This window comes from Duncaniella sp. (genome assembly GCF_029056165.1).
Lineage (GTDB): Bacteria > Bacteroidota > Bacteroidia > Bacteroidales > Muribaculaceae > Duncaniella.
This window is the reverse complement of record NZ_JAIDBW010000052.1, coordinates 1-12,156: the sequence shown is the minus strand read 5'-3', so window position 1 is coordinate 12,156 and position 12,156 is coordinate 1. Positions and strand designations below refer to the sequence as shown.

At 45.6% G+C, this 12,156-nt stretch carries 11 protein-coding genes and 2 pseudogenes; 6 read left to right on the top strand and 7 right to left on the bottom strand.

The features are described 5' to 3' along the window. The first annotated feature begins 474 nt into the window (after window positions 1-474). Together K2G41_RS11280 and K2G41_RS11275 are read left to right on the top strand one after the other, a co-directional pair. A complete protein-coding gene (locus K2G41_RS11280) occupies window positions 475-1,230 on the top strand; it encodes a potassium channel family protein (RefSeq protein ID WP_300118252.1) in 756 nt (251 codons plus the stop codon). 347 nt (window positions 1,231-1,577) lie between these two features. Beyond that, the gene (locus K2G41_RS11275) at window positions 1,578-1,988 is read left to right on the top strand and encodes a hypothetical protein (RefSeq protein ID WP_300118250.1); all 411 of its coding nucleotides are present in this window, start codon (window positions 1,578-1,580) and stop codon (window positions 1,986-1,988) included. A gap of 161 nt (window positions 1,989-2,149) precedes the next feature. Here the strand turns inward: K2G41_RS11275 and K2G41_RS11270 are convergent, their stop codons facing one another. The 7 genes and pseudogenes from K2G41_RS11270 to K2G41_RS11240 all read right to left on the bottom strand — a co-directional run bounded on the left by K2G41_RS11270 (window position 2,150) and on the right by K2G41_RS11240 (window position 8,773). After that, entirely contained in the window at window positions 2,150-3,259 is a 1,110-nt protein-coding gene (locus tag K2G41_RS11270) for an ABC transporter permease (protein ID WP_300118248.1), read from the bottom strand. Further along, window positions 3,256-4,305, bottom strand: a complete 1,050-nt coding sequence (locus K2G41_RS11265) for an ABC transporter permease (protein ID WP_300118246.1) — start codon at window positions 4,303-4,305, stop codon at window positions 3,256-3,258. The genes K2G41_RS11270 and K2G41_RS11265 overlap by 4 nt, the downstream gene beginning before the upstream one ends. 6 nt (window positions 4,306-4,311) lie before the next feature. Beyond that, window positions 4,312-5,037: pseudogene (locus K2G41_RS11260) on the bottom strand (ABC transporter ATP-binding protein); the annotation flags it as partial. Between the two features lie 7 nt (window positions 5,038-5,044). Beyond that, complete coding sequence (locus K2G41_RS11255; protein ID WP_300118244.1) at window positions 5,045-5,959, bottom strand: ABC transporter ATP-binding protein; 915 nt, start codon at window positions 5,957-5,959, stop codon at window positions 5,045-5,047. Next, window positions 5,956-6,843, bottom strand: a complete 888-nt coding sequence (locus tag K2G41_RS11250; RefSeq protein WP_300118242.1) for an HlyD family efflux transporter periplasmic adaptor subunit — start codon at window positions 6,841-6,843, stop codon at window positions 5,956-5,958. The genes K2G41_RS11255 and K2G41_RS11250 overlap by 4 nt, the downstream gene beginning before the upstream one ends. Continuing rightward, window positions 6,840-8,123: a TolC family protein gene (locus tag K2G41_RS11245; protein WP_300118240.1), complete on the bottom strand. Its 1,284-nt coding sequence runs from the start codon at window positions 8,121-8,123 to the stop codon at window positions 6,840-6,842. Before K2G41_RS11245 ends, K2G41_RS11250 begins: the two co-directional genes overlap by 4 nt. 14 nt (window positions 8,124-8,137) lie before the next feature. Continuing rightward, window positions 8,138-8,773, bottom strand: coding sequence for a TetR/AcrR family transcriptional regulator (locus K2G41_RS11240; protein ID WP_300118238.1), 636 nt, complete (start codon window positions 8,771-8,773; stop codon window positions 8,138-8,140). A gap of 212 nt (window positions 8,774-8,985) precedes the next feature. On the opposite strand from K2G41_RS11240, the gene K2G41_RS11235 reads away from it, so the two are divergent. The 4 genes and pseudogenes from K2G41_RS11235 (at window position 8,986) to rhuM (ending at window position 11,878) form a co-directional block, all read left to right on the top strand. Continuing rightward, the gene (locus K2G41_RS11235; protein WP_300118236.1) at window positions 8,986-9,888 is read left to right on the top strand and encodes a hypothetical protein; all 903 of its coding nucleotides are present in this window, start codon (window positions 8,986-8,988) and stop codon (window positions 9,886-9,888) included. A 204-nt stretch (window positions 9,889-10,092) separates the two neighbouring features. After that, entirely contained in the window at window positions 10,093-10,308 is a 216-nt protein-coding gene (locus K2G41_RS11230; protein ID WP_366145425.1) for a DUF5053 domain-containing protein, read from the top strand. A gap of 115 nt (window positions 10,309-10,423) precedes the next feature. Next, the gene (locus K2G41_RS11225) at window positions 10,424-10,849 is read left to right on the top strand and encodes a PH domain-containing protein (RefSeq protein WP_300118232.1); all 426 of its coding nucleotides are present in this window, start codon (window positions 10,424-10,426) and stop codon (window positions 10,847-10,849) included. 123 nt (window positions 10,850-10,972) lie between these two features. Continuing rightward, a pseudogene (rhuM, locus tag K2G41_RS11220) lies at window positions 10,973-11,878 on the top strand (RhuM family protein). Window positions 11,879-12,156 lie beyond the last annotated feature (278 nt).

Sequence of the window (12,156 nt, the reverse complement as noted above, 5' to 3'; positions counted from 1 at the left end):
TGAGTGGCTGAAACCACCAGTTTGCTAAACTGACGTAGGAGCAATCCTACCACGAGTTCGAATCTCGTCCTCTCCGCAAAAAAAGTCTTATAATCAATGATTATAAGACTTTTTTTGATTTTCGGATCAGACAGGATTCAGATAGTCCCTACGAATCCCCGATTCATCAGATTAGAATATATCAAGAAAACGCCCACCGTCCATCCGGACAGTGGACTAAATTTATAGTTCTTAAAAATTATAAAGCCGGCGCATCACGCGCCAACACATTGACCAGTTGTGCTACCGGCTATCCTGTATCCGAATACAGAATCTATCCGCTCAACTTAGAATCCGGCATAGTCTGACCTCTAAACGAACAAATTTTAAAGATGAGGCGTTGGAAATATGTACGTGTCGGATTTCTGCGGCGCGGGCTTACCGGAACATGGTAAGTTTATATTTTTTCATTATGCTTATCAAACATTCATCATTATGAGCGACGTTTCAACCACCGGCGGTAATTCATCCGCTACTCATGTTCCTGCTCCTCATCACAATCCTAAGGTGAAACATTATGTAACCCGTACTATGAACATCATTGTACTGGTGCTCTCCGTTTTACTTATCGTATTGCTGTCCGTCGATACGTTCAAGAAAATAGATTTTCTTGAGAATCATTCATACATGAGGTTTCAGTTCTGGGTATGTATGGTGTTTATTCTCGATTTTTTCATCGGACTCTGGTATGCCGAGGATAAAGGCCGATACTTCCGCCGAAGATTGGTGTTCCTGCTGCTGTCGATCCCCTATCTTAACATAATCAACCAGATGGACATTCATCTGAGTGCCGATGCCCTCTATTTCGTGAGATTCATTCCGCTTGCACGCGGTGCTCTGGCACTTTCGATTGTGATCGGCTATCTCTCAAGCAATGCGGTGACAAGCCTGTTCATGTCTTACATAGTGATCATGCTGCTCGTAAGTTATTTCTGCTCACTCATATTCTTTCAGCGCGAACAGGGTGTCAATCCGGAAGTCACTTCTTACTGGACTGCCCTATGGTGGGCTGCCATGAATATGTCAACCGTAGGCTGCAACATACAGCCTGTGACTTTACCGGGAAAGATCGTAGCAGTCATTCTCCCGGTTTCAGGCATGATAATCTTCCCTCTGTTCACCGTCTATCTGACGAACTTCCTGACAAATGCTTTTCAGAAGAACAAAGATCACAAAAATGATGACGAATAATCTGAAATTTTAATACCCGCGATGCTGTATCAATGTCAATTCGGTTGTAGGGCCTGCGCTTGTGCTGGCTGAATTCTACGCTGTAATTACCTGATTATCATATTGCCTTAAATTTTGGCCAGTGCAAGCGCAGGCCCTACAACCCGGAATTTAGCCATCCTGATACAGCTCTTTCTGTTGTTCTTCTGAAGACATTAACACAAGCCCACAAAGCCTCATCTTGTCCGAATAACCGCCATAAAAACACATCCGGTTCTAAAAAATCAAAAAGTTCAAATAAGTTCTTGACTTTTTAATGATTATTCAGTAAATTTGCAGGACAAAACCAATCAAAACGCAATGCAATCATGGTAAAGTATCTCTTCACAGTTATACTGTCACTATTACTGTATGGCTGCACTTCTACGCGGATCGGTGAAAACCCTGTTGGGGATGCACATGAAATGATGTATTCTGCAATGTCGGCCTTTATGAACGACGATCCTCAGAAGGCGAATGAAATTTTTGGACAATATCTGGATTATTACCGCGATAATGCTACGCCGGAAGATCAGGCACTCTTCTGCAAGGCTTCCACTGAAAGTAACTGGTATAACGACGTTGTCGCTGATGATGATCCTGAATGGAATGCGTTCCTTAATAAAATCCAGCCTCTGATGGACTGGTATATGGAATCACCTAAAAGCCTTACAGTCTTATCCAATTACAACCAGCTCCGCAGGCTTCAACGCTCATGCGTGCAGCAGGACGATAAGTAATTCACCCCCTCCCGTTTTTATGAGGGAGTATTCAAAATAATTATATTTCCGGTTGTAGGATGTGTGCGGACGCAAGCCCTACAACCGGATTGATTTTAACTAATCGTCTTATTGTATATAGTATCACCCTACCCGACTGAAATCTTATCGTCCGGTACTCATCATGATTGTTTACGATAGGTGATAGCGGCGACAGATGAGAAAAATACGGCAAACCCCATAAGTATTAGATATTGTTGCCAAAGCTCACCTACAGATGTACCCTTCAGATAGATGGAGCGCATTATCTCGATGAAATATCTTGGCGGAATGGCGTATGTGATGCACTGTGCCCAGTCAGGCATGGATCTTATAGGGGTGAACAGTCCGCTCATAAGCTGAAAGATAATGATGAACGCAAACATCACGAATATACTCTGAAGCATCGTGGATGACTGATTAGCTATAGATACACCAAGACCTGACATAACCAGACTAAACAAAACCGCTGCTAAGTATATTGCGGCAATGCTGCCTTGGGGAACCAGACCATAGACCAGCCACCCGATGAGCATACCGACAGTCACGACCAAAAGTCCTACGATCCAGAATGGTATAAGTTTTGACAGCACGAATGTCATGCGACTGACCGGCGTAACGTTCATGGCCTCGATGGTTCCGCTCTCCTTCTCGCTCACGAGATTAAGCGCGGGGAGGAAACCGCAGATTATGATCAGGAGCACCACCATCAGCGCGGGTATCATGTAGTTGCGGAAATTGAGTGTCGGATTGTATCGGTTGATCACGCTTATCTCAGGCTGCGGTATCGACATACCATCCTCCTCCATCCATTGCCGGAGAGTAGCAGTCACCGATTGCACGACGTACTGTGCGCCAAGCATACCCTTGGTTGCATTCACTCCATTTGCCTCAACATCCACGGGAATCATTCCTGAAATCAATTTCGCGGAATAATCCACCGGAATGGTCAGAATCACATCCGACTTTCCGTCCTCAACCGTCAGCATGGCTTCCTCATGGGTGTTGCAGACAGCCTCTACTGACAGAGATTCAGCAGCCCCGATATCTGATATGATACGCCTCGATAACTGACTGTGGTCATTGTCAACAACAGTCACATTTACATTTTTCACATCAAGATTGGCCACAAGCGGCATCACAAGCATAACTACTACCGGCATCATAATGATAATCCTTGGAATGAGCGGATTATGCATCATGAGCCGTATCTCTTTTCGTAGAAGAGCCTTGAGTATCCGGAATCTAATCATCGCTTGGAATAGAAATTTTTTAATGATAATATGAGCAGAACGAGTGTCATCAGTAGCAATATGCAGGTCTCTTTAACGACATAGCTGAGTGAAAGCTGCTGAATCATAAGTTTGCGCATCGCCTCCACATACCATCTGGCAGGAATGATGCACGAGACACCCTGAAGCACGGACGGCATATTGTCAATCGGGAAAATCATTCCCGAAAACATTATTACAGGGAGCATCAGCATGACTGCCGAAGCTATGAGAGCCGTGAGCTGTGACTCAGCGATCGTCGATACAAGAAGACCGATGGACAATGAGAGTACGATATAGATCAATGAAAGCAGAATAACATTTATGATACTCGCAGATACAGGCAGTCCGAGCAACGTATAGGAGATGAGAAGCATGACTGCAAGGATCATACATGACAGGATAAAGTATGGCACGAGTTTACCAACAATGATCTTGCCGGGGTTCACCGGGGATACAAGGAGCAGAGCCATCGTCCCGTTCTCCTTCTCGCGGACAATTGACACGGAGGTCATTATAGCGCAGATCAATATGAATATCATGCCCATTATACCCGGCACGAAATTATACGCGCTTTTCAACTGTGGATTATACATCGTGTATGTGAGCACGGGTGATTGCACGGATGATCCGGAAATTACACCTTGTATATATGCGGTCATTGTCTGTGCGGAAGTCGTATTGGAAGCATCGACCACTATCTGCGATTTCAGCTCGCCGTTATCGGTTTTAAGAAACAAGGCGGCATCCGTCTTTCCCGCACGGAGCAGATTCTCGACCTCGGAGGCCGGCGCGAGTCCTTGGAAAGTGAAATAACCGTTGACACGCAGACGTTCGAGGATATCTCTCGTAGTGTCGTTATGACTATCCACTACCGCGACTATCCTGATGTCGTTGACTTCCGTAGAAATAGCAAATCCGAAAAGTAGCAACAGAACCAGAGGCATGAACAAGGTGATGAGCATCGTACGCGTATCGCGCACAATGTGCAGGGCCTCTTTCCTCACAAGTGACTGTAATATACCCATATCATTCTATTCTCTTATAGCATCCTTTGCCACAATGCGAAACACTTCGTCCATCGTCGCAGCATGATATTTTTCCTTGAGCGAAGCCGGTGAGGCAAGCGCATTGATACGTCCGTCAACCATTATGGACACGCGGTTGCAGTATTCGGCCTCGTCAAGATAATGCGTAGTCACGAATATGGTCATGCCCTCGGATGATGCCTTATAGATCAGCTCCCAGAAGCGACGGCGTGTCACCGGATCAACACCACCTGTAGGCTCGTCGAGAAACACAACATCCGGACGATGAATCGTAGCCGTGGCGAAGGCAAGTCGCTGTTTCCACCCGACGGGGATGTCCTTCACACGAGTATCGCGCATCTCGTCCATCCCAAATTCGCTGAAAAGACGTGAGGATGCAGTGCGGATCTCTGTATCCGTCATTCCGTAGATGGTCGAGAAAAGCTGCAGATTCTCCATGACCGTCAGATCCTCATAAAGTGAGAATTTCTGACTCATGTAACCGATGTGCTTCTTTATATCCTCCGCCTGTGTCCGGATGTCGCAACCGGCCACAGACCCGTCGCCAGATGTAGGGTAACTCAATCCGCACAGCATACGCATTGCCGTTGTCTTCCCTGCACCGTTTGCTCCGAGAAAGCCGAAGATCTCACCTTTCATCACATCGAATGAAATATGGTCAACGGCCGTGAATGATCCGAATTTCTTCGTGAGATTTTTTACTGAAATTACAGTTTCATCAGTTTTCATCGCGTGTCAGTTTTATAAACAGATCCTCGATATCACCTGTGGCAGGGTAAATCCTGACATCAGAAAGCCCCGAAGCGATGAGGGCTGTCTCAGTCTTTTCCGGCGAAAATTCCGGAGAGCCGACGAGGTGAAGCGTCGCTCCGAATGTGTAGCAATCGATCACATCCGGCATCTTCCTTAGTCGCGTCAGCAATCCGAACATATCGGAAGCGACAGCATTGAACAGATTCTCGCCAAGATGTGCCACAAGCTTGGCGGGAGTATCGACCTCAAGTATATGACCTTTATCGATCATAGCGATGCGTCCGCAGCGCGTAGCTTCATCCATATAGGAAGTGGAGACAAGTATGGTTATACCTTTCTCACGGAGCGTCGAAAGCATATCCCAGAATTCATTTCTGGACACGGCATCCACGCCTGTGGTCGGTTCGTCGAGAAGCAGGATCTCAGGACGGTGGATAAGCGCACAGCTTAAAGCCAGTTTCTGCTTCATACCGCCCGACAATGCACCGGCCTTGCGATCGGGAAAACGTTCGAGCTGTCCGAACACCGGGGCTATGAGATCATAGTTATCCTTCACGGATACGCCGAACAGAGATGCGAAAAAGCGTAGATTCTCACTGACAGTAAGGTCCTGATAGAGCGAGAAGCGTTCGGGCATATAACCGATCTTGGTACGCAGCCGCCTATAATCCCTCACCGTATCGAGACCGCAGACCACCGCCGTCCCGCTATCCGGCTGCAAGAGCGTGGCAAGTATCTTATAGATCGTACTCTTACCTGCACCGTCAGGCCCGATGAGTCCGAACAGCTCACCCTCCTCCACCGTGAGCCTGACATTATCGACAGCTGTGAGACTGCCGTAACGCTTAGTGAGATCCGTTATCCTGACTGCGGGATTCATAGCCTTACTTCACCATACTGTCCGAGTTTGAGCCGTCCGTCGTTTCTGACGGCCACCTTTACCGCATAGACCAGATTAGCGCGGCTGTCCTTGGTCTGGATGGATTTCGGAGTAAATTCACTCTCCTGTGCGATCCATCTGACAGTACCCGGATATTCATACTGTTCGTCACCACCGAAATCAGCTATCACAGTTACTTTCTGCCCTATCTTTATCCCCGCAAGCTGCGAAGCGGTAAAATATGAACGCAGATATATGTTGTCCAGATCAGCGAGCTTGCAGAGCGGACGGCCCGGTGTTGCGAACTCGCCCGGTTCGGCATACTTCACAAGCACCGTTCCGGTCAACGGTGAGGTGACCGTACTTTTGGCTATCTGTTCCTCGATCTGCTCGGACTGATACTGGATGGCGACAGCATTGTCGGAAATCGACGATCTGTTTTTGCCGAGGGTGGAGAGCAATGCCGTCAACTGACCGCGCAGAGTGGTGAGTTGAGCCTGAGCATCGTCATACTGTTTCTGCGTTGTGGCTCCATCGGCAAGCAGGCGGCTGAAACGCTCGCATTCGTGCTGCTGGTGAGCTATCTGCGCACGCAATGCAGCCGCCTGCGCAGCAATGTCGGGCGAAGAGCTTTCAGCCGACTGTCGCTGACTGTCGAGTTGCTTCTGCTGCAGGACAAGCGTTGCAGTGTCGATGACCGCAATCGTTTCACCGCGAGTCACACTGTCACCCTCATTAATGCCGAGGTATAGAATCTTACCTGAAGTCTCGGCCGAGACAGTCACGGTCGTGGCTTCAAATATCCCCGTGGCATCATAGTCCGGTGTTGCAGTACATGCGGTCATGATTATAGCCGCTGCGGTAAGAGAGAATATGGTTTTCATCTGTTGAGAGTATATTTTAATTTATAAATTTCCTGCAGAAGCTGGATTTCATGAAGTTTAGCCGTAAGTCCGGCAATATTCTCATCCGAGATTTTTGTCAGCAGAGCCGTTGCGTCGATTATTCCGTTTTCGAGCTGTGATTCGGCGGCCTTGCGGACATTGGCGCGGAGAGCCACGATGCGGGCATCATCCTTCATGACGGATTTCAATCCGTCGATAGCTTCCATTTGAGAGGATGACTGCAATCTGTTGTTGAAAAGAAACAGTTCCCTGTCGGCATTGATATTCTCGGAATTGACGGTGGTCCGGCGTGAATTGTTCTTTTTCGAGTAGAACGAATCAATGTTCCACGACACTTTCAGTCCTGCCATCACATTGAATGAAAGATCCCTGTTGATCATGCTCTTGAAATAATTGAAGCCGGGATAACCGTAATATGCCTGACCGAAGAATCCGATTTTTGGCATGAGAGATGTGTCGGTTAGATCGGCGGCAATCTTATTGGCTGATAATTGATGGTCAAACAATCGGATTTCAGGCCTGTCCGGTTCAAACGAAGCCGGGATTTCAGCCAAAGGCCGGTCAAGAGTCATGTCAGCGAGACTTTCTCCGACAAACAGTTCCAGAACACGGCGATAGCCTTTGACAGCACTCTGTGCCTGAGAAATTCGCTGATTGACGGTGAGGGCCTGCGCCTCGATCATATCAAGATCGCTCTGCATCGCAGTGCCGTTGCGGAACATGGCACGGAGTTTGTCGAGATTGTGTTGAAGAAGTCCGTAGGTCACACGGCTCTGCGCTATCTGCTCTTCCGTGAGCAGGATTGCGAAGAAGATATTTTCCACACGCTCCCTGACAGCATACAGTTCAACATCGATAGCTGACTTCTGCACGGCATCCTGCGAGCGCACGAGCTGCCGGCGCGAACGCGACACTCCCCCATCCCATATTGTCTGCGATACATCGACACCGACTTTATATTGAAGTTTTCCGAGACCACTCATCTTCTGTCCCATCTGTTCCAGCACACCCGCAAGTGTTTCCGGGAATGACGGGACAATATTCTGAGCCGTGACCTGACCATAGGCATCAATTCTCGGTAACCAGCTCTTGTCAATGTCCGACAGATCAATTTCCCTTGTCCGGTTCAGGAGATCATACTTTTTTATAAGCGGATAATTCTGTTCGGCCTTGCATACACAGTCCTCGATAGTTATCCCGGCGTGAAGCGTCAGGGAAGATATGACCCACAGCAGCAATCCCGAAAAAGTCTTTTTCATATCATCAAATCTTTTCATGGTTTCAATTTACGCATGATTGTATCATAGTTATCCCTCTTACGCATAGCTGTGAACGTATCGGAATCATCCATACAGTTGTCAAAAATCCCGTTGATAACCGGATAGGCAAGATAGGAGAAAATGTTGAGCGAGGCGATGTCGAGCATGAGCCAGCCTGCATCTACTTTCCGGCAACGGCCTTCGGCATGTGCCTCATCAATTTTTTGCTGCAGACCGCTGAGCATCAGAGGAGCATAGATACGCAGTTTCTCCACGAAAGTAGCTGAACGCTGTGGATTGTTATATAGCTCCGTGATGATGAAACGAGGCAGATCGGGATTAGCCGCGATGAAATCGAGATGCCGGTCGATGATTCCACGGATAATATCTTCAAGCGAGAGCTCCGTGTCCATAACCGGTGTTACCAGCGCGTCCCGAAGGAGTGTCACCTTTTCAGTCAGGATTCTGTCAAACAGTTTCTCTTTGGTACGGAAATAATAGTGGAACATGGCATGGGTGACACCTACAGCTTGCGCTATTGATGTAGTGCGCGCACCTGCAAATCCTTTTGCCATAAATTCACGCTCGGCTGCCTGAAGTATCTTTGCTTCAGTGTCTTGCGGAAGTTTATTTACGATTTCTGTCTGCATAACAATTTTATCTATCAATTATGATTAACAACATTGTTAGTGCAAAGGTATGATAATAATATTTTACCTCCAAATATTTTTCAATATCGATTTCTACTCCTATACCCGACTCTGGACATTGCTATGATTCAATCCGATAATTTGTATCGGCCGTCATTTTGATTAATTTTGTAACTTGATTCGTACCTAAAAACAGAATAAATCAAAAAGTAATGAAATTTTCTCTGATTATATTGACGTGCATTGTTTTACTCCCATTTTTATCTTCGGCACAATCCCAAGCCACGGTAAATATGAGCGAGGGAGGATACGGGATGTTAAAGACAAGTATCAGCGCGGATTACGAATATGGATGGGGAGCTACGGAAGATTGCTTTGCAGCGAAAATTTCCTATGAATTTTTCAGAAATAAAAACTTTACAATAACTGCCAACTCCCGATATACCTCAACGGAAATATCTTTCGGAGACGGTGATCTCAGCAATGGTTTTGACCCTGAAAATATAGATCTTAACGGTACTCATATTTTCGGTCAGACAGGCGTTACTTCAACATTCCACTCCAAATTATGGGGTAAACCATTTATGGCATTAGGCATGGCCAATGCAGAATGGAGTCGGGGCGGATTTGCCAGAGTCTCAGGTATTGCAATGGGCATACTGATGCTAAGGGCAAATAAATCAACACAATTCGGCATAGGACCGCTCGTTATGATCAATACTTCCTCGAAGATTCCTGCATTCTTGGTCTTCATGTATAGGCATAGATTTGATAACAAATGGAGCATCAATCTTTATGGAGGAATGTTTAACATTAACTATGCTCCGACAGCCAATAACTTATTCAGTCTGGGAGCTGACATTGATGTAAAGGCTTTTTATTTCAAACCTCATAATAAGTCACTGCCCGATAAATGCCGCTTCACATCAACATCTTTCAGACCTTTAACCAAGTTTCGCAGACATCTTATTTCAAATTTTTATTTTGACTTGAAATGCGGTGTATCCATAAAAATGTCTTGTCGAGCTAACGGTGTCGCCGGATCAAAAGAATATTTCGACTGTCATCAAAAAATCTCACCATTTCTTAATGCAGGTGTATCGTGCACTATGTAATGTGGACTTGGCAAAGTTAAGCAGCAGAGTCCATGTTAAATTATATAATATAAAGTTATGACTACGAAAATTCGTAGTCATAACTTTTTTATTCCTTCGGTTGTTTTAATATGAAAATTCGTACTGCAAGGAAACATTCTACCGAAAAATATGAAAAACTCTGATTTAAAATCCGAACTTCAAGCGAAAGCCGTAATCCCCGATATGAAAAAGAGGATGGCTGATATATTCAGCTCAATCTCTTGGCGAGAATTGGCACGCATCTATTTCGACAAATCAAGTTCTTGGCTATATCACAAAATGGATGGTATAGACGGGAACGGTCGATCCGGAGGTTTCACACCTGAGGAAGCCAAGCAACTCAAGGAGGCACTCCTCGATCTCTCCGACCGAATCCGTCGTGCGGCCGATTCCATCTGATCGTCATGCCTTACGCATGGTGCGAAATATAGGAAAGGGCTTTAATTTTCAGAATTTATCATACAAAATATAAGGCAGATGAATGATATTCTGAAGAAAGTGTTAAATTTGCGACATGGATACGAAATACTATAACTCTAAGGTAGGATGGTACATATATGCAATCATTCCATTCTTCATCCTTTGTTGTATGCTCGGTGGTGACTACGTTTTGGGCCTCCTATTTTCAATCCCAATCTGTGTGTTAATATCCATACTTATCGCAACAACCAAATATGCGGTTAGAGGACAGGAGTTTGGCGTGAAGTATTTATTTCGATGGCATTGGTTTCCGATAGTAAAAATTGACAGTATCCGACAGATACACAGCATAGTGTCAGCTCCCGCCCTCTCAACCCACAGAATAGCTATAACATTCTCCGACCGCAAAATTCTAAAATCTTTTGCACCATTGGAGATCTCCCCCAAGGATCGTGATGGATTTATCAACGCTCTTCTGAAAGTCAACCCTGATATACCTGATATAAAGGTCGATGTTTGATACAGCCGGGGATTTTTTTATTCAAGATCCTTTCATGGCATCAAAGTAATTGCATTGAGTCGTTTCGACTGATTTTCTGACTGTTATACTCAGAATATGAGGGATTTTTGTTAATTTTGCAACATGAACGAGAATATCCCTACACCTCTTGCACCATCATCGCAAGACAATGAAATAATACTTTACCAACCGGATTCAACCGTTAAGCTTGAAGTCAGGCTGGAGAATGAGACTGTGTGGCTTACCCAGCAGCAGATCGCTGATTTGTTCGGCACTAAACGTCCGGCTATAACAAAGCATCTCGCCAATATCTATAAATCAGGTGAATTGTAGGAGAATAGCACATGTTCCATTTTGGAACATATGGGTAACGATGGCACCCAACGCTATACCACAAAGTATTATAACCTTGATGCTATATTATCGGTGGGATATAGGGTAAACAGCAGAAATGCAACCTTATTCCGTCAGTGGGCTAATAAGGTGTTGAAGGAATATCTACTTAGAGGTTACAGTATCAATCAACGGTTGATGCATATGGAGAATCGGATTGATCATAGGCTTTCCGAACATGATATTCAGATAAAAGAACTGAGCAATCGAATGGATTTCTTTGTTCGGACATCGCTGCCACCAAGAGAAGGAATAATCCTCGACGGACAGATATTCGATGCTTATACCCTTATGTGCGATCTCATACGCAGTGCCAAAAGTCGTATCGTCATGGTGGATAATTATATCGACGATTCAGTATTTCGGCAGCTCGACAAGCGAGCCACAGGAGTGTCAGCCACGATATTTACGCCATCCATCAGCAGGACTCTGCATCAGGATCTGGAACGTCACAATGCCCAGTACGCTCCGATTGAAGTAAAGACATTCCGCAGGGCACACGACCGTTTCCTCATCATAGATGATACTGTTTATCATGTAGGAGCATCGTTCAAGGATTTAGGTAAGAAGCTTACAGCTTTCTCTAAGATGGAAATAATGACCGCTGACGAATTTATAGCCTATCTTGGAGAGTAAAGCAAGAATTAAGAAGATTTTTTCAACAATATTCAGAATAGTAGTCAGGAACTTACCTGACAACCACTGATATCACTCAAAAAAGTCGGGTGACATGTCGATTATCCAGAAACTCTACGACTGAGAGGATACCAATTTTGGGTACTTATTTTAAGGATATAAGAAAACCCGCTGAAATTCAGCGGGTTTGCCATTTGAAACTGCGGAGAGAGAGGGATTCGAACCCCCGGAGGTGTGACCCTCAACGGTTTTCAAGACCGCCGCAATCGACCACTCTG

Excerpts from the sequence above, each read along its gene's own strand:
- K2G41_RS11250 (WP_300118242.1), bottom strand. The coding sequence starts at position 6,843 with ATGAAAACCATATTCTCTCTTACCGCAGCGGCTATAATCATGACCGCA.
- K2G41_RS11270 (WP_300118248.1), bottom strand. The coding sequence starts at position 3,259 with ATGATTAGATTCCGGATACTCAAGGCTCTTCTACGAAAAGAGATACGG.
- K2G41_RS11265 (WP_300118246.1), bottom strand. The coding sequence starts at position 4,305 with ATGGGTATATTACAGTCACTTGTGAGGAAAGAGGCCCTGCACATTGTG.
- K2G41_RS11245 (WP_300118240.1), bottom strand. The coding sequence starts at position 8,123 with ATGAAAAAGACTTTTTCGGGATTGCTGCTGTGGGTCATATCTTCCCTG.
- K2G41_RS11225 (WP_300118232.1), top strand. The coding sequence starts at position 10,424 with ATGGATACGAAATACTATAACTCTAAGGTAGGATGGTACATATATGCA.
- K2G41_RS11230 (WP_366145425.1), top strand. The coding sequence starts at position 10,093 with ATGAAAAAGAGGATGGCTGATATATTCAGCTCAATCTCTTGGCGAGAA.
- K2G41_RS11275 (WP_300118250.1), top strand. The coding sequence starts at position 1,578 with ATGGTAAAGTATCTCTTCACAGTTATACTGTCACTATTACTGTATGGC.
- K2G41_RS11280 (WP_300118252.1), top strand. The coding sequence starts at position 475 with ATGAGCGACGTTTCAACCACCGGCGGTAATTCATCCGCTACTCATGTT.
- K2G41_RS11235 (WP_300118236.1), top strand. The coding sequence starts at position 8,986 with ATGAAATTTTCTCTGATTATATTGACGTGCATTGTTTTACTCCCATTT.
- K2G41_RS11240 (WP_300118238.1), bottom strand. The coding sequence starts at position 8,773 with ATGCAGACAGAAATCGTAAATAAACTTCCGCAAGACACTGAAGCAAAG.
- K2G41_RS11255 (WP_300118244.1), bottom strand. The coding sequence starts at position 5,959 with ATGAATCCCGCAGTCAGGATAACGGATCTCACTAAGCGTTACGGCAGT.